The sequence below is a fragment of the Sphingomonas bacterium genome (assembly GCF_903644135.1).
In the GTDB taxonomy this organism is placed as follows: Bacteria; Pseudomonadota; Alphaproteobacteria; order Sphingomonadales; family Sphingomonadaceae; genus Sphingomonas.
The window spans coordinates 1-15,416 of record NZ_CAHJXA010000029.1; the positions used below are offsets into that span (position 1 = coordinate 1).

The 15,416-nt window shown below is 66.3% G+C and carries 16 protein-coding genes and 2 tRNA genes; 10 read left to right on the plus strand and 8 right to left on the minus strand.

Going from position 1 to position 15,416, the window contains the following annotated elements:
- Positions 1–100 precede the first annotated feature (100 nt).
- The 4 genes from HUU96_RS03090 to dapA all read right to left on the minus strand — a co-directional run bounded on the left by HUU96_RS03090 (position 101) and on the right by dapA (position 4,031).
- On the minus strand, positions 101–2,131 hold the full coding sequence (locus HUU96_RS03090) for a M13 family metallopeptidase (RefSeq protein ID WP_174291399.1): 2,031 nt from the start codon (positions 2,129–2,131) through the stop codon (positions 101–103).
- Between the two features lie 104 nt (positions 2,132–2,235).
- Entirely contained in the window at positions 2,236–2,718 is a 483-nt protein-coding gene (gene smpB / locus HUU96_RS03095; RefSeq protein WP_174291400.1) for an SsrA-binding protein SmpB, read from the minus strand.
- 44 nt (positions 2,719–2,762) lie between these two features.
- On the minus strand, positions 2,763–3,074 hold the full coding sequence (locus tag HUU96_RS03100; RefSeq protein ID WP_174291401.1) for a hypothetical protein: 312 nt from the start codon (positions 3,072–3,074) through the stop codon (positions 2,763–2,765).
- 63 nt (positions 3,075–3,137) lie between these two features.
- Positions 3,138–4,031: a 4-hydroxy-tetrahydrodipicolinate synthase gene (gene dapA / locus HUU96_RS03105; RefSeq protein ID WP_174291402.1), complete on the minus strand. Its 894-nt coding sequence runs from the start codon at positions 4,029–4,031 to the stop codon at positions 3,138–3,140.
- 76 nt (positions 4,032–4,107) lie between these two features.
- Here dapA and HUU96_RS03110 point away from each other — a divergent pair, with 76 nt between their 5' ends.
- Genes HUU96_RS03110 through HUU96_RS03120 form a run of 3 tightly spaced genes read left to right on the plus strand, consistent with a single transcriptional unit; the run spans position 4,108 to position 7,427 of the window.
- Entirely contained in the window at positions 4,108–6,093 is a 1,986-nt protein-coding gene (locus HUU96_RS03110) for a lytic transglycosylase domain-containing protein (RefSeq protein ID WP_174291403.1), read from the plus strand.
- A 4-nt stretch (positions 6,094–6,097) separates the two neighbouring features.
- On the plus strand, positions 6,098–6,589 hold the full coding sequence (locus tag HUU96_RS03115; protein ID WP_174291404.1) for a GreA/GreB family elongation factor: 492 nt from the start codon (positions 6,098–6,100) through the stop codon (positions 6,587–6,589).
- A gap of 25 nt (positions 6,590–6,614) precedes the next feature.
- Positions 6,615–7,427, plus strand: coding sequence for an NYN domain-containing protein (locus tag HUU96_RS03120; protein WP_174291405.1), 813 nt, complete (start codon positions 6,615–6,617; stop codon positions 7,425–7,427).
- Between the two features lie 34 nt (positions 7,428–7,461).
- Here HUU96_RS03120 and HUU96_RS03125 read toward each other — a convergent pair whose 3' ends face one another.
- On the minus strand, positions 7,462–8,382 hold the full coding sequence (locus HUU96_RS03125) for a manganese catalase family protein (protein WP_174291406.1): 921 nt from the start codon (positions 8,380–8,382) through the stop codon (positions 7,462–7,464).
- Between the two features lie 111 nt (positions 8,383–8,493).
- A complete protein-coding gene (gene ettA, locus HUU96_RS03130; protein WP_174291407.1) occupies positions 8,494–10,173 on the minus strand; it encodes an energy-dependent translational throttle protein EttA in 1,680 nt (559 codons plus the stop codon).
- Between the two features lie 206 nt (positions 10,174–10,379).
- Here ettA and HUU96_RS03135 point away from each other — a divergent pair, with 206 nt between their 5' ends.
- Both HUU96_RS03135 and HUU96_RS03140 read left to right on the plus strand, forming a co-directional pair.
- Positions 10,380–10,646, plus strand: a complete 267-nt coding sequence (locus HUU96_RS03135) for a hypothetical protein (protein WP_174291408.1) — start codon at positions 10,380–10,382, stop codon at positions 10,644–10,646.
- A gap of 111 nt (positions 10,647–10,757) precedes the next feature.
- Positions 10,758–10,831 (plus strand) — tRNA-Ile (locus tag HUU96_RS03140).
- A 108-nt stretch (positions 10,832–10,939) separates the two neighbouring features.
- Here the strand turns inward: HUU96_RS03140 and HUU96_RS03145 are convergent.
- Positions 10,940–11,785 carry a ShlB/FhaC/HecB family hemolysin secretion/activation protein gene (locus HUU96_RS03145; RefSeq protein WP_174291409.1) on the minus strand — a complete coding sequence of 282 codons (846 nt, stop codon included), beginning with the start codon at positions 11,783–11,785 and terminating at the stop codon, positions 10,940–10,942.
- A 296-nt stretch (positions 11,786–12,081) separates the two neighbouring features.
- Here HUU96_RS03145 and HUU96_RS03150 point away from each other — a divergent pair.
- The 5 genes from HUU96_RS03150 (at position 12,082) to HUU96_RS03170 (ending at position 14,325) form a co-directional block, all read left to right on the plus strand.
- Positions 12,082–12,158 (plus strand) — tRNA-Pro (locus HUU96_RS03150).
- A gap of 86 nt (positions 12,159–12,244) precedes the next feature.
- Positions 12,245–13,561 carry a sugar MFS transporter gene (locus tag HUU96_RS03155; protein ID WP_174291410.1) on the plus strand — a complete coding sequence of 439 codons (1,317 nt, stop codon included), beginning with the start codon at positions 12,245–12,247 and terminating at the stop codon, positions 13,559–13,561.
- A gap of 18 nt (positions 13,562–13,579) precedes the next feature.
- Positions 13,580–13,789: a Flp family type IVb pilin gene (locus tag HUU96_RS03160; RefSeq protein WP_174291411.1), complete on the plus strand. Its 210-nt coding sequence runs from the start codon at positions 13,580–13,582 to the stop codon at positions 13,787–13,789.
- A 107-nt stretch (positions 13,790–13,896) separates the two neighbouring features.
- Positions 13,897–14,064 (plus strand): Flp family type IVb pilin, encoded by a 168-nt coding sequence (locus HUU96_RS03165; protein ID WP_174291412.1) that lies wholly within the window; start codon positions 13,897–13,899, stop codon positions 14,062–14,064.
- Between the two features lie 84 nt (positions 14,065–14,148).
- Positions 14,149–14,325 carry a Flp family type IVb pilin gene (locus HUU96_RS03170; RefSeq protein WP_174291413.1) on the plus strand — a complete coding sequence of 59 codons (177 nt, stop codon included), beginning with the start codon at positions 14,149–14,151 and terminating at the stop codon, positions 14,323–14,325.
- Positions 14,326–14,329: 4 nt separating this feature from the next.
- On the opposite strand, the gene HUU96_RS03175 is transcribed toward HUU96_RS03170, so the two are convergent.
- A complete protein-coding gene (locus HUU96_RS03175; RefSeq protein ID WP_174291414.1) occupies positions 14,330–15,277 on the minus strand; it encodes an acetyl-CoA carboxylase carboxyltransferase subunit alpha in 948 nt (315 codons plus the stop codon).
- Positions 15,278–15,416: the final 139 nt, after the last annotated feature.

Here is a 15,416-nt window from a genome sequence, read left to right on the forward strand (position 1 = left end):
CCGCACCGCCCGCCCCCACGCCGGCACGGCGGCGTGGCGATGCGCCGGTCACGAGCGGTAACGATGCCATCGCGCAGAGGTGCTCAGCGCCCTGCCATCGTCACCAGATGCGGACGCGCTGATCGGTCGCCAAGTACAGCTTCTGAGCCGGCTTGGGATCATAAGCGGCGTACCACGGGTCCATGTTGCGAACGATATCGGCACGCTGCTGCGAGGGCGAGTGCGGGTCGGTGAGCAGCCGCTGCAACAGGTTCTGCTCGCGGTAGCTGCGTCGCCAGATCTGCGCCCAACCGAGATAGAAGCGCTGGTCGCCGGTATAACCGCCGATCACCGGGGCCGGCTTGCCGCCCAGCGACGCATGATAGGCGTCATAGGCGGCGTTGAGACCGGCGAGATCGGCGGAGTTCTCACCCAGGGTCAACCGGCCGTTGAGCTTGTGCCCGGCGACCGGCTCATAGGCCGAATATTGCGCCGCCAGCTTGTCCTCCAGCGCACTGAACCGCTTCACGTCCTCGTCGGTCCACCATTGGGTGAGCTTGCCGTGAAGGTCGAACTTGGCCCCCTGATCGTCGAAATGGTGGCTCATCTCATGGCCGATCACCGCGCCGATGCCGCCATAATTGACTGCCGGATCGGCCTTGGGATCAAAGAACGGCGGCTGCAGGATCGCCGCCGGAAACACGATCTCGACCATGCCGAAATTGGCATAGGCGTTGACCGTCATCGGCGTCATCCCCCACTCCCAGCGCTGGAGCGGCTTGCCGAGATGGGCGATCTCGTCCTCATGCTCCCAGCGGTTGGCACGCAGCTTGTTGCCATAGGCGTCGCCAGCGGTGATCGTCAGCGCCGAATAATCCTTCCAGCGCGAGGGATAGCCGATCTTGGGGGTGAAAGCGGCGAGCTTGGCGTGCGCCTTGACCTTGGTCTCGGGAGCCATCCAGGTCAGCGCGTCGATTCGCTTGCCCATCGCAGTGATGATGTTCTTGACCAGCTGATCCGCCGCCGCCTTGGTCTCGGGCGGAAAATATTGCGCGACATAGACCTTGCTGACCTCGTCGGCGACCGCGTCGCTGGTCCAGTCGACCGAGCGCTTCCACCGATCCTGCTGCTGAGGCGTCCCCGACAGCGTCGTACCGTAAAAGGCGAACCGTTCCTTGTCGAACGCGGCGGGCAGAACGTCGGCATAGCCGTCCAAGCTGCGGATCAGCAGCTGATCCTTCAGGACCGATAGCGGCGCAGCGGCGATCGCCTTGGCGATGCCGGCCACCGCGGTCGGCTGACCGACGATCACCGTATCGACCGGCGTGCCGATACCCTTCAGATAGGCCGCGAAGTCGAACCCGGGCGCGGTCTGCACCAGCTGCGCCACCGTCATCTTGTTATAGGTCTTGTTGGCGTCGCGGCTTTCGGTGCGGGTCCAGCTGACCTGCGCAATCCCGGTCTCGAAATCGACCACCGCCTTTGCGCGGGCCTCGGCGTCCGGCTCACCCGCCAGCGTGAACATCCGGGCGATATGCGCCTGGTATGCAGCCTTGGTGGCCGCCAATTTGGCGTCGTCCGCCTTGAGGTAATAGTCGCGGTCGGGCAGGCCGAGTCCCGACTGGCGAACGCCAACGGCATAGATCTCCGGCTGTTTCGCGTCCTGTCCGACGCCGGTGCCGAACGGGCCGCCAATGCCGTTGCGGTCGGCCTCGGCGATCAGCGCCGGATAGCCGCTCTTGCTGTCGAGGCTCTTGATGCGGGTCAGCCACGGCTGGATCGGCGCAATCCCCTTCGCCTCGATGGCATCGGTGTCGAGATAGGCGGAATAGGCGTTGCCGATCTTGGTGCCCTGCCCCTTCTGCGCCTCAAGAATGGTGTGGGTACGGTCGCGCGACAGGTCGGCGAGGACCTCGAACGCGCCGAAGTTCGACTTGTCGGCCGGGATGACGGTCGTCTTCTCCCAGGTGCCATTGACGTAATCGTAGAAATCGTCGGCCGGCGACACCGTCTTGTCCATGCCCTTCACGTCGACGCCGAAGCTGCCGTAATGGACCAGCCCGTCCGGACCGGTGCTCGTCTGCGCGTGGACGGCGGCGAGGCCGGTGATGCACACGGCGGCGAGCAGGCCGGCGGCGAGGATGCGCTTCATGGAAACTCCCTTGATGGCCCGGTCGGCACCTGGGCTCTTTGTCAATTAGGGGTTGTAACCGCCTGTAGCGGCGCGTCAATCACACCGGGCGAGCGGCTGGCGGATCAGCCGCGCTCGCGCATCAGCCGGCCCGCTTCCTTCTTCCACTCGCGCTCCTTGATGGCGGCGCGCTTGTCATGGTCCTTGCGACCCTTGGCGAGCGCCAACTCCACCTTGGCGCGCCCCTGCGCGTTGAAATAGACCGACAGCGGCACCAGCGTCATGCCCTCGCGCGCGACCGCGCCGTGCAGCTTGTTGATCTCGCGCTCGTGCAGCAGGAGCTTGCGCCGCCGCTTGGGCTCGTGATTGTAGCGGTTGCCGTGGCTGAACTCGGGCACGTTGGAGTTGATCAGCCACACCGCCCCCTCCTCGATATCGGCATAGCTCTCGGCAATCGACCCCTGGCCGAAGCGCAGCGACTTCACCTCGGTGCCGGTGAGCGCAATGCCGGCCTCGTAGACGGTCTCGATCGCGTAATCGAACCGCGCGCGACGGTTCTCGGCGACGATCTTCTTCTTATCGAACTGGACGGGTTTGGGGCGGGACATGGGCCGGCATGTAGACGCTGGGCGGACATGGGGAAAGGCGCGGACTAAAAGGGCAGCTTCAAACTAAGCATGACCCGGTTGCTGGGCACGTTGCCGATCATGACCTGTTGCGTCGTAACGCCCAATGTTCCGCCGCCAATGCCGGTCTGTGCAAGCGGCGGCCCATCACGCACCCCGAGCGGCGGTGTGAGCGGCCGCAGGCGATAGCGATCGGTATCGACGTGTCCGCAGACGACGATATCGGCAGGATCGTTCGCCTCGGGGCAGGTCGGCACGGCGCTCAGCTTGCTGAGAATGGCGACGGGCGACCCCAGCACCGGCGCGATCTGCAACCCGAGTATCAATAACGCCTGCATGGCCCTACCCCCACTCACGGATCGTCGGTGCGGAATGAGGCGGCAGCAAGGCCGAAGATTACTTCAGCCGACCTTCCTCAACCCCGCCGTAACCGCAGCCTGGCTCGCTTCTTCCGCCGGCGTCATTGGTAGCCGCAACGTCTCCGGGAACCCCGGCCGCACCTGCGTCAGCGCGAACTTGACCGGCCCCGGCGAGGCGTCGGTGAACAACGCCTCGTGCAGGGCGAACAGCCGGTCGTGGAGCGCCAGTGCTCTCGTCGCGTCCCCACCCGCGCACGCCGCCTGAAACTCGGCGCACAGCCGCGGCGCGACGTTGGCGGTGACCGAGATGCAGCCCGTGCCCCCCAACGCGTTGAAGGCGAGCGCCAGGTCATCATTGCCCGACAGCTGCACGAACCCCTCCCCAAGCAGCGCGCGCGTCTGCGACACCCGCGCCAGCACGCCGCTCGCATCCTTGATCGCGACGAACACCGCCGGGAACGCCGTCACGATCCGCGCCACCGTCGCCGGCAGGATGTCGGTCACCGTCCGCGACGGCACGTTGTAGAGGATGATCGGCAGCGCTGCGTCCGCGGCAAGCGCCTCGAAATGGCGGAAGATGCCCTCCTGCCCCGGCCGGTTGTAACAGGGCGGCACCATCAGCGCCGCGTCCGCCCCCGCCGTCTTTGCCGCGGCAAGGTTCTTGGCGGCAACGCGGGTGTCGTTGCTACCCGCGCCAGCGATCACCGGCACGCGGCCACGCGCCTGCTCGACGCAGACGCGCACGATCGCGAACTGCTCGTCAAAGGTCAGCGTCGCCGCCTCGCCGGTGGTGCCGCACGCGACGAGACCGGTGGAACCCTCGGCGATCTGCCACTCGATCAGGTCGCGATACGCCGCCTCGTCAAAGCCGCCGTCGGGCGCGAACGGCGTGACCAGCGCCGGGATGGAGCCCTGGAAAACGGGCGGGGAAATCATGCTGAATTGCGCTCCTTACGCGCCGAGGGCGAAATCGATTCAGGACAGATACGGGCGGGTGCGCTATCGTGTCCACATGGTTGCATTGGCGCTGCGTACGGCGATCGTCCTCACCTCGCTGCTGGCGGTCGCCGCCAGCGGGCAGGACGCGTTCGACCGCGGTCGCCAGCCGATGGCGACCGTACAACGAATCCCGGCGCCCGAGGACGGCAGCATCGCCGCGACGATCGCGCAGTGGCACGCGCTGCAGCAGACCGACGCGCTGCCGTTCGACAGCTATGCGAGCTTCCTGACCGCGCATCCCGGCTGGCCGGGCGAAGCAGGTTTCCGCCGCGCGGCGGAGCGTCAGGCGGTGGCGGGGACCGGCTCGGCGGGGAACGTCGCCGCCTATTTCCGTCGCTTTGCACCGACTACCGGCGCAGGCAACCTCGCCAATGCCCGCGCACTCGCCGCGACGGGGTCGCCGGTCACCGCCGCGGCGGCAGCGCGCAAGGCGTGGCGCAGCGCGTCGCTGTCGGCGAGCGACGAGAGCTATGTGCTCACCGCCTTTCCCGGCGCGCTGACCAGCGAGGATCATGACGCGCGCATGGACGCGCTGTTATGGGCCGGCCAGACCGGGGCCGCTGCGCGCGTGCTGCCGCTGACCAGCCCGGCTAGACAACCACTATTCGCCGCCCGCCTGGCGCTGCGCAGTAGTGCCCCAGACGCGCCGAGCATCGCCGCCGCCAATGCCTATGCCGGCGATGCGGGCTTCGTCGCCGATCGCGCGGCCTTCCTCAAGAACAGCGGTCAATGGGACGCGGCCCGAACCGCGCTGGCGAGCGCTCACCGCTTCACGACGCCGCCCGGCAACGCCGCGGTATGGCTCGACACGCTCTGGAGCAACGCGCGCGCCGCGGCAGCCGACCGGCAGTGGCAGCTCGCCTATGACATCGGCCGCCAGGTCGATGACGTCTATTCGATCGGCACCGATGTCGGCGCGCAATCCTATGCCGAGCGCGACGACTATACCAATCTCGCCTGGACCGCCGGCCGCGCCGCGCTGAAGCAGCTCGCCCGCCCCGCCGACGCCATGACCCTGTTCGACCGCTATGCCCGCGCGTCGCACTCGCCGCCGATCAAGGCCAAGGGCTTCTACTGGGCCGGCCGCGCCGCCGAGGCTGCCGGCAACAGCATCGGCGCGATGGCGTACCTGACCCAGGCGGCGGGCTATCGCGACCAGTATTACGGCCAGCTGGCGGCGGAACGCGTCGGCAGGGCGCTGACCGCTCCGCCGGCGATCGGACCGACGACCGGCGTCGATCCCGCCGTCCGCGCCGCCTTCTATGCCCGCGAGACGGTGCGCGCGGCGCGGTTCCTCGGGCCGATCGGCCAATATGAGGACCAGACCCTGTTCCTCCGCCAGATCGCCATGGATGCCAAAAGCGACACCGACCACCTGCTCGCCGCCGAGCTGTCGCGGCAGCTCAACCGCCCCGACCTGAGCGTGATGGTCGGGCGCAGCGCGCTGGTGAACGGGCTCAGCGACTATTCGCTCGCCGGTTTTCCAACGATGCCGGTGCCGGCCGGCTATGAGGGCAGCTGGACGATCATCCACGCCATCTCGCGGCAGGAGAGCCAGTTCGATCGCGCCGCGGTCAGCCATGCCGGCGCACGCGGGCTGATGCAGCTGATGCCCGGCACCGCCCGCGAGCAGTCGGGCAAGATCGGCGTCGCCTATAGCCAGGCGTCGCTAACCAGCGATCCCCAATTCTCGATGATGCTGGGGTCCAGCTTCTTCGCGCGCCTGTTCAACCAATATGGCAGCTACCCGCTCGCCATCGCCGCCTACAATGCCGGGCCGGGAAACGTGAACCGCTGGCTCGCGGCCAATGGCGACCCGCGCCAAGGCGCGGACGTGGTCGACTGGATCGAGGCGATCCCGATTTCCGAGACGCGCGGCTATGTCCAGCGGGTGCTGGAGAATGCGGTGGTGTACGACCTGATGAACCCGCAGCGCGCGTTGTCGGGCGGCCGGGCGGCCCCGATGAGCTGGTATCTGGGCAAGGCGCGGCCCGGCTAAGCCGTTGGACCGTCCCAACTACATCACGCCCGCCGGCTATGCAGCGCTGCGCCGCGAATACGAGCAGTTGTTCGCGACCGAGCGACCGGCACTGGTCGAGACGATCGCCTGGGCGGCCGGCAATGGCGACCGGTCGGAGAATGGCGACTATATCTACGGTCGCAAGCGGCTGCGCGAGATCGACCGGCGGCTGGGCTGGCTGTCGCGGCGGATGAAGGCGGCCAGGGTCGTCTATCCCGCCGCACAGCAGGACCGCGCCCGCGTCTGGTTCGGCGCGACGGTGACGGTGGTCGACGACGACGAACGGACGCGCGTGCTGACGCTGGTCGGCGACGACGAGGCCGATGCAGGGGCCGGCCGGATCGGCTGGAACGCGCCGCTCGCCCGCGCTCTGCGGGGCGCAACCATTGGCGACCTGCGCCGCGTTGATCTCCCTGGCGGCGAGCGCGAATATGAGGTGATCGTGATCGTCTATCCCGCCGCCGCGTTGACCTGAGCCGCCGACCCGGCGAGGGTGGTGCATGGCCGAACCCCCCACCCGCAACGTCGCGCTGCTGATCGACGCCGACAACGCCTCCTGGCACGCGATCGACCCGGTGCTGACGGTGCTGGCCGAGCTTGGCTCGGTCAACGTCCGCCGTGCCTATGGCAATTGGTCCAAGCCTGGCCTGAAGGGCTGGCGCGACATGTCGATCCGCCATGGTATCGAGCCGCAGCAGCAGTTCGACCTGACCAAGGGCAAGAACGCCACCGACATGAAGATGACCATCGACGCGATGGACCTGCTGTTTCGCGGTCGCATCGAGGGCTTCGGGATCATGTCGTCCGACAGCGACTTCATGCCACTGGCGATGCGCATCCGCCAGGACGGCATTCCCGTCTATGGCTTCGGCAACAGCCGCACGCCCGAGGCGTTTCGCCAGGCCTGTACCCGCTTCATCGACGTCGGCGCGCTGATCGACGAGGCCTCGCTGCCGGCCGAGGACGAACCCGCACCGCCGCCGGCAGCGAAACCGCGCGCCGCGCCGGCCAGCGACGTGCCGATCGCGCAGGCCCTTCCTCCGGCGATCGCCGGCACGAGCGGCAGCAAGCGCGCCAAGGCACCGGTCGAACCCGATCTGCTCAAGCTGCTGATCGACGCCTATGACGCCAACAAGCGCGACGAGAAGGGCTATGTCAGCCTGTCGGCGATGGGCCAGCTCGCCGCCAACCGGTCGAGCTTCGACGCGCGCAATTACGGCTATCAGCAGCTTGCCGACCTGATCGAGGCGGTGCCCAACTTCCAGACCGAACGGCGCGAGGGCGGGCGCCTGTTCGTCAAGCGGCTGCGGTAAGCGGGGCGATCGCGTACGACCGCCCGCCCCTCGATCAGCGCGACTTCTGGTAAAGCTTGTTGGCGATCTCGAACATTTCCTCGGGCGCGTAATCGGGCGTGAAGGCGCATGGCACGCCGGCGAGCTGGGCAAGCTTGCCGCCCTCCGGGATGCCGTCGACAACCTCCAGCGCGCCGGGCGGATCACCCGGCAGCGCGACCTCGTCGTTGCTCCAGATACCGGCGATCTCCTTATAGTCGTTCGGGCTCCAGGTGTAGAGCCGGCGATGCGAGCCCTCGTCCAGATACTTCTGGCACTCGGGGATCTTCGACAGGTCGATGTTGGGCGTCGGCAGCATCTTCTTGATGTCGACGCCGGTGATCTTCTCCAGCGCCAGTGCATAGGCATGGGCGTGGACCGAGCCGCGCACCAGCAGATAGCCGCAGACCTCGCGTCCCGTCGGATCGCTCAGCGTCTCGTACACCCGCAGCTTGTGCAGACGCGCGCCGCATTCGAGGTGGAAATTGTGGAGCAGGTCGGTGACGACGTTGCCGGTGGTGGTGATGAAATCCATGTTCCACGACTGGCCGTTGGAGTTGGCCGGCATCACGCCGCCGCCGTTGGACAGGAAGCTCGCCGCGTCGCGGATCTCCGCCATGCTCTCGAACGGCGTCATCGACACGTCACCGCCATCGCCGGTATCGTCGCCGTCCGGCCCGTTGTTGAGCATGTTGACGCCGGCGGTGACCAGCTCGACATGGCCCAGCTCCTCCGCGGTGATCGACGCGACGAGGCTGTAGAACGGGCGCAGCTTCGACTTGGACTTGAAGTTGAAGCTCTGGAACATGTAGTTCCCCAGCGTCGACATCTCACCATATTTGCCGCCCAGCAACTCGCGCAGGGCCGCGCCGGCATTGGGGTTCTGACGTTCGGGCTCGGGCAGATTGGCTTGCAGCTTGTCGACGCGCATGAACATGGTGAATTCCTTGAAGGGGACCACCTGAACCGTCGCCATCCACCATCGGGCCCGGCTTGCCGCCCGGAAAACACGCGTTCCTGATGCAGGTCTATACGATTGTCGCGATCCTCACCGCGTCAGCTTCTTGTACGCCAATCGCGTCGGCCGATCGGCGGCGTCGCCCAGCCGCCGGCGCTTGTCCTCCTCGTAGCTCTCGTAATTGCCCTCGAACCATTCGACATGGCTGTCGCCCTCGAAGGCGAGGATGTGGGTGCAGAGGCGATCGAGGAAGAAGCGATCGTGGCTGATCACCACCGCGCAGCCGGCAAAGGTCTCCAGCGCCTCCTCCAGCGCGCGCAGCGTCTCGACGTCGAGGTCGTTGGTCGGCTCGTCGAGCAGCAGGACGTTCCCGCCCTCCTTGAGCATCTTGGCCATGTGGACGCGGTTGCGCTCGCCGCCTGACAGCTGGCCGACCTTTTTCTGCTGATCCGGCCCGCGGAAGTTGAACGCGCCCACATAGGCGCGCGTGCCCAATTCCTGCTTGCCGAAGCGGAACACCTCCAGCTTGTCGCTGATCTCCTCCCAGACGTTCTTGTTGGGATCGAGGTCGTCGCGCGACTGGTCGACATAGCCCAGCTTGACCGTCTGGCCGACGCTGATCTCGCCGCTATCGGGTTGCTCCTGGCCGGTGATGAGCTTAAACAGCGTCGACTTGCCGGCACCGTTGGGACCGATCACGCCGACGATCCCGCCGGGCGGCAGGTTGAAGTCGAGCCCGTCGAACAGCAATTTGTCGCCATAGGCCTTGGTCAGCCCTTTGGCCTCGATCACCTTGCCGCCCAGCCGCTCGGGCAGCTGGATCAGGATCGCGGCCTTGCCGGCGACGCGATTCTCCTGCTTCTCCATCAGCTCGTCGAAGGCACGGATGCGTGCCTTGCTCTTGGTCTGGCGCGCCTTGGGCGTCTGGCGCATCCATGCCAGCTCGTCGGCGATCGCGCGCTGCTTGCCCTGCTCCTCGCGCTCCTCCTGCTCCAGCCGCTTGGCCTTCTTCTCCAGATAGCCGGAATAGTTGGACTCGTAAGTGTAATAGCGACCGCGATCGAGCTCGAGCACCCAGTTGACGACATTGTCGAGGAAGTAGCGGTCGTGGGTGACGAGGATGACGTTGCCGGTATATTCCTTGAGGTAGTTCTCCAGCCAGGCGACGCTCTCGGCATCGAGGTGGTTGGTCGGCTCGTCGAGCAGCAGGATTTCCGGCTTTTCCAGCAGCAGCTTGCACAGGGCCACCCGTCGCTTCTCGCCGCCCGACAGCTTGGCCACGCCGGCGTCGCCCGGCGGGCAGCGCAGCGCCTCCATCGCCTGTTCGAGCTGGCTGTCGAGGCTCCAGCCATCGACCGCGTCGATCTTGGCCTGGAGGTCGCCCATCTCCTCCATCAGCGCGTCGAAGTCGGTATCGTCCTGGGGATCGCCCATCTCGGCGGAGATCGCGTTGAAGCGGTCGACCAGGTCGGCGACCGGGCGGACGCCATCCTTGACGTTGCCCATCACGTCCTTGGTTGCGTCGAGCTGCGGCTCCTGCGCCAGATAGCCGACGCGGATGCCCTCCGCCGCCCAGGCCTCGCCGGTGAAATCGGGATCGATCCCCGCCATCACCTTCATCAGCGTCGACTTACCCGAACCATTGGGGCCGATGATCGCGATCTTCGCCGAGGGAATGAACTGCAGGTGGATGTTGTTGAGAACGGGCTTGTTCGCGCCCGGAAAGGTCTTGCTCAGACCCTTCATGACATAGGTGTATTGGACGGCCATAACGGTCGCGCAGCTCCGAGCTGGACAGGTGTGGGATACCGCGACGCATGTAGGGGTCGGCCGTGGCGTTGGCAAACGGATCGCGCCGCGCGGTGCCTTGTTTACGCCGCTTTTCGGATTGACCGGCACCGTTCGTTCGCTAAGGAAGCCGCTTCGCGACGGCAATCGGGTCGGCCGCGACGCTTACTATGCTTGGGAGCATCCGCATGAAGAAGATTGCCTTTGTTCTCGCTGCCGCCGGCCTGATGTCCGTGGCTGCGTGCCACAAGACCCCGGAGCAGGAGGCCGTCATCAACAATGGTGACATGCTGGCCGACAACATGGAAATGCAGGCCGACAACATCGATGCGATGGCCGGCAACACGTCGAATGCTTCGGCATCGGCGATCATGTCGAACGCCGCCGACAACCTGAACGACGCCGCCGGCAACGTCCGTGACGAAGCCAAGGCGACCGCCAAGAACATGCACTAAGACGCGAAAGGGCTGCGGCCCGTCGCGACGAGTGAGGACAAGGGCGCTCCCGCAATGGAGCGCCCTTTTTCTTTGCGCCATGCTGGGCTAGGCGGGCGCACCCACGCGGAGGGGCCTGTAGCTCAATTGGTTAGAGCTGGCCGCTCATAACGGCTAGGTTGCGGGTTCAAGTCCTGCCGGGCCCACCGCGGGGTATGCTCATCACCGGCGGTGCGCCTGCCGTCCTAGGGGTTGGTTAAGCTTCACCAACTATGAGGCATTCGATCCTCATGGTGATGGCCGAGATGATGTGCTTATCCTCGATCCACGGCAATGCCCCGTTGCCGCTGCATCGTGTAGCCGCCCTGGACGATCAGCTGTTTCTTGAAGTCGGACGTCGCCGACGCCCCGACATAAGCCAGGTCGGACAGCCCGGCGAGCCCATAGGCCTCGGCGCGGACATAGCCCGTCACCCGGCCGAGCGCCCGCGAGTTGAAGTTCTGCACATTGCCCAAGATGGCGAACGGCCGATAGGTTATCAGCAGATCGCCGATCACGTCGCCCGGCTGCGTCCCGGCCGGCCGCAGCGACAGCTGGATGTCGAGCCCGGGCAGATCGCCGGCGAGCAGCAGTTCGCGTTCGGCGTCGCGCTGGTTGAGCGGGTCGAGCGCGCGTAGCCGTGACAGCCGCGCCTCGAGCACAGCGCGATACGGTCCCGGCGTACCGCGCACGCGGATCTCGGTGATGCGCGCCGTGACGACCTGCAGCCTCAGTTCGCCGGACTCGATGCTCTGTGGCGGGATTTGCACCGATACGACCCAGCCGTCGCGACGCAGCGCCGTGTTGGCGGCGTCACGGACGTCGCACACCGCCTTGATCGACAGGTCGCCGGTCGGCGTCGTCACCCGGGCGAGCGTGTCGGCGATCTCGGGCTGCAACGGGCTGCCATCGGGACGGGTGAAGCGGACGGTCTTGAGGTTCAGCCTGACCGTCGAAGTCTCGAACGGGCAGGTGGGCGTGGCAATCGCGCCGCGTGCATCGACCGATGCGGTCGGCGCGGGCAGGCCGGTCGGCGTCGGCGGGGTCACTTCCTCGCGCGAGGGAAGCTGCGGCGGACGCGCGGGCGCGGTCTGACTCCTTGCCGGCTGTGCAGCGAGCAACAGCGCGCCATACGAGATCAAGCCTCGCCAATGCGACTTAATCATAGTCCCCCCGTGTTGGTCGCCGTCACGCGACCCACCAGCCTCCACGCGCGACTCGCCCCCGCGCGCCTCGGCCCCCAGCCGGCGCGATCTACCGCGCGAAGTTGCGCTAAGTCAATTTTGGGCGGTAGCGGCGCTTTGTACGAAGGAGCCGACATGGCGTCATAGTCGTCCTGTCTCGACCCGATGCCGATGGATGCGACCAGACGGGATGCTTGCCACCGCAGGATGACGGGACTACCGGCCACGAGTGTCGGGGAGTGGCGCAGGCTGGTAGCGCACCTGGTTTGGGACCAGGGGGTCGCAGGTTCGAATCCTGTCTCCCCGACCAACTCCTTCCAGCTTGCAGGCCGTCCTTGCCTTGGCAGTGCCGTCGCCTCTACGCTGGCGTGAACACCGGCGGACCCAATCTCGATGATGGATGTGGAAATTGGGGGGACGGTAGGGGTGCAAGCGGCCGGCGATCCGGCGTTGGGTTATGACGCGCCTGATCTGCGGTGGTTCGTCTTTGCCCTCTTCTTCATCTTTGGTGGCGTCACCAGCCTCAACGACATCATCATCCCCAAGCTGCGCGAGCTGTTCACGCTCGACCATGCCAGCGCCATGCTGGTGCAGTCTGCCTTCTTCCTCGCCTATGCGCTGTTCTCGCTGCCGGCCGCGGCGATCGTGCAGCGCCTGGGCTATTTGCGCACCGCCACGATCGGGCTGGTGACGATGACGGCGGGGTGCCTGTTGTTCATCCCCGCCTCGACCAGCGCCACCTTTGGCATGTTCCTGCTCGCGCTGTTTGTGCTCGGGGCGGGGATCACCATCGTTCAGGTCGTAGCCAATCCGCTGATCTCGCTGTTGGGAAAGCCGGCCACGGCGCACAGCCGGCTGACCTTTGCGCAAGCCTTTAATTCGCTGGGAACGACGATCTTCCCGCGCGTCGGGTCGGCGCTGATCCTCGGCAGCCTGGCGGTCGTCAGCGCTTCGCAACTGCACCGCGCTGCGCTCGACGCTTATCGATCCGCGTCGTCGCGAGTCATCGTCCACACCTATCTGGGCCTTGCGGTCGCACTGCTGGTGATTGCCGCCGTCGTTTGGAGCCGGCGCGACCGGCTGCGGGAGGTGCAGGACCAATCCGCGACCGTCCGCCAGGCGCTTCGGCTACTAGGCCAACCACGCTTCGGCTTGGGCGCATTGTGCATCTTCCTCTATGTCGGCGCGGAAGTCTCGATCGGGTCGCTGATCGTCGCCTATCTGGTCCAGCCGGGCGTGTGGAACACCAGCGATGCCGTCGCCGGACCGCACGTCGCCTATTACTGGGGCGGCGCGCTGGTCGGCCGCTTCCTTGGCGCGGGAGTGCTGAGGCTGGTCGCGCCGGCAAGGGTGCTGACGCTGGCGGCGGTCGGCGCGATCCTGCTGCTGCTGCTGTCGGCCAACATCACCGGTGCCGTGGCCGGCTGGGCGCTGCTCTCGATCGGCCTGATGAACTCGATCATGTTCCCGACCATCTTCGGCCTGGCCAGCGAGGGACTCGGCAGCCGTGCCGCCGAAGGATCGGGCGTGATCGCCACCGCCATCGTTGGAGGAGCAATCGTGCCGCTGCTGACCGGCGCTCTCGCGGATCTGTCCGGCAGTCTTCAGTTCGCCCTGCTGCTTCCGGCACTGTGCTACGCGGCGATCGTCGGTTATGGTCTCTACGCCGGTGCACAAGGGCGCAGGTCGGTTGGTCATTCGTTAACGTCCTGACCCTATCACATTGATGTCATGCGCGGCCTCGCCTCCATCGTGAAGCTTGCCGGCCGGCCAATCGGCCGGCTGCTGCGCGACACGCGCGGTGGCACCGCGATCGAATATGGTCTCATCGTCGCGCTGGTGGTGATCGCCATGATCGCGTCGTTCAAAGAGCTGGCGAATACGACCGTCGGCATGTGGGGCAACGTCAATACCAAGGTTTCCGCAGCAAGCGGTAATTAATCGGCGCGATTAAACCTTTCTCAACTCCTGTCGCCTAGTGATCCACTGCTGCTCCGGATTACCGGTTCAGCCGGGTGACTGAAGCTAGCAGACGAATGGAGATTGCAATGCAGACGATTCGCAAGTTCATCAAGAATTCCAAGGGCGCGACCGCCATCGAGTACGGCCTGATCGCCGCTCTGATCGCCGTTGCCGCGATTGCCGCCATGCAGGGCCTGGGCAACCAGCTCACGAAGACGTTCACCAACGTCTCGACCAACATGAAGGCGTCGTAAGACTTCTTCGATCATACGTTACAAGGTTGGGGGGCGGTGCGGCGATAGCCGCGCCGTCCCCTGCGCCGTTCCGGGAGACGGTAAGTGACGACATTCCATCGACTATGCCGCCGGCTGCGCTCGACGCGCGGCGCGACCGCGATCGAATATGGCCTGATCGCCGCGCTGATCGCGGTGGCGGCGATCGCGGCGATGAAGGGCCTGGGCAATCAGCTCAAGACAACGTTCGGCAACGTCACGACCAATATGAAGGCGGGTTGACGCGCTAGAGCCGTCCCATCGCCAGGAATTTGGCTCGCCGGTCGCTGCGCAAGGCGGCGGGCGGCAAGCCGGCGAGTGCGTCGAGCGAGGCGACCACCGCATCGCCCAGCGCGCCGATCGCCTTGGCGGGGTCGCGATGCGCGCCGCCCAAGGGCTCCGACACAATCGTGTCGATGACGCCGAAGGATTTCAGATCCTGCGCGGTGATCCGCATCGCCTCCGCCGCCTCCGCGGCCTTGTCGGCGGTCCGCCACAAGATCGAGGCACAGCCTTCGGGGCTGATCACCGAATAAACCGCGTGCTCGAACATCAGCACGCGGTTGCCCGCCGCCAGCGCCACCGCGCCGCCCGAGCCGCCCTCGCCGACGATCGCCGATACCACCGGCACGCCGGCCGCCAAGCACGCCTGCGTCGAGCGGGCGATCGCCTCCGCCTGCCCGCGCTCCTCGGCCTGGATGCCGGGAAACGCGCCCGACGTGTCGACCAATGTCACCACAGGCAGCCCGAAGCGGTCGGCCAGCTCGACCAGGCGGATCGCCTTGCGATAGCCTTCGGGCTTGCCCATGCCGAAATTGTGGCGGAGGCGGCTGGTTGTGTCCGAGCCTTTCTCGTGCCCCAGCACTACCATGCGACGGCCGCGAAAGGTGGCGAAGCCGCCGATGATCGCCTGATCGTCGGCAAAGGCGCGGTCGCCCGCCAGCGGCACGAATTCCTCGAACAGGCCGGCGACATAATCCTTGAAGTGTGGTCGCTCGGGATGGCGCGCGACCTGAGTCTTCTGCCACGGCGTCAGCTTGGCGAAGGTGTCCTTGAGCAGCTTGTCCGACTTGCCCTGCAAGCGCCCGATCTCGGTGGTGATGTCGACGCTGCCGTCTGCGGCGGTCTCGCGCAGCTCGTCGATGCGCGCCTGCAGTTCGGCGATGGGTTTTTCGAAGTCCAGGAAACTTGGCATCGGCGCGGACTAGGCGGTACGCCGCGGCAAATCAACGCGACGGCTTATTGGATCCGCTTACGCGGGTAGCGGCACCGGCCCGCTCACCCTCCCCACCTCCCAAGACATTATCCTGACTGGGAGGCGGGGTGGGGGAGCG

What these genes read in the sequence shown, in the direction of transcription:
- HUU96_RS03155 (WP_174291410.1), top strand. Translation starts at nt 12,245, where the DNA reads ATGGATGTGGAAATTGGGGGGACGGTAGGGGTGCAAGCGGCCGGCGAT.
- HUU96_RS03165 (WP_174291412.1), top strand. Translation starts at nt 13,897, where the DNA reads ATGCAGACGATTCGCAAGTTCATCAAGAATTCCAAGGGCGCGACCGCC.
- HUU96_RS03110 (WP_174291403.1), top strand. Translation starts at nt 4,108, where the DNA reads ATGGTTGCATTGGCGCTGCGTACGGCGATCGTCCTCACCTCGCTGCTG.
- ettA (WP_174291407.1), bottom strand. Translation starts at nt 10,173, where the DNA reads ATGGCCGTCCAATACACCTATGTCATGAAGGGTCTGAGCAAGACCTTT.
- HUU96_RS03160 (WP_174291411.1), top strand. Translation starts at nt 13,580, where the DNA reads ATGCGCGGCCTCGCCTCCATCGTGAAGCTTGCCGGCCGGCCAATCGGC.
- HUU96_RS03090 (WP_174291399.1), bottom strand. Translation starts at nt 2,131, where the DNA reads ATGAAGCGCATCCTCGCCGCCGGCCTGCTCGCCGCCGTGTGCATCACC.
- HUU96_RS03120 (WP_174291405.1), top strand. Translation starts at nt 6,615, where the DNA reads ATGGCCGAACCCCCCACCCGCAACGTCGCGCTGCTGATCGACGCCGAC.
- HUU96_RS03135 (WP_174291408.1), top strand. Translation starts at nt 10,380, where the DNA reads ATGAAGAAGATTGCCTTTGTTCTCGCTGCCGCCGGCCTGATGTCCGTG.
- HUU96_RS03125 (WP_174291406.1), bottom strand. Translation starts at nt 8,382, where the DNA reads ATGTTCATGCGCGTCGACAAGCTGCAAGCCAATCTGCCCGAGCCCGAA.
- HUU96_RS03175 (WP_174291414.1), bottom strand. Translation starts at nt 15,277, where the DNA reads ATGCCAAGTTTCCTGGACTTCGAAAAACCCATCGCCGAACTGCAGGCG.
- HUU96_RS03100 (WP_174291401.1), bottom strand. Translation starts at nt 3,074, where the DNA reads ATGCAGGCGTTATTGATACTCGGGTTGCAGATCGCGCCGGTGCTGGGG.
- dapA (WP_174291402.1), bottom strand. Translation starts at nt 4,031, where the DNA reads ATGATTTCCCCGCCCGTTTTCCAGGGCTCCATCCCGGCGCTGGTCACG.
- smpB (WP_174291400.1), bottom strand. Translation starts at nt 2,718, where the DNA reads ATGTCCCGCCCCAAACCCGTCCAGTTCGATAAGAAGAAGATCGTCGCC.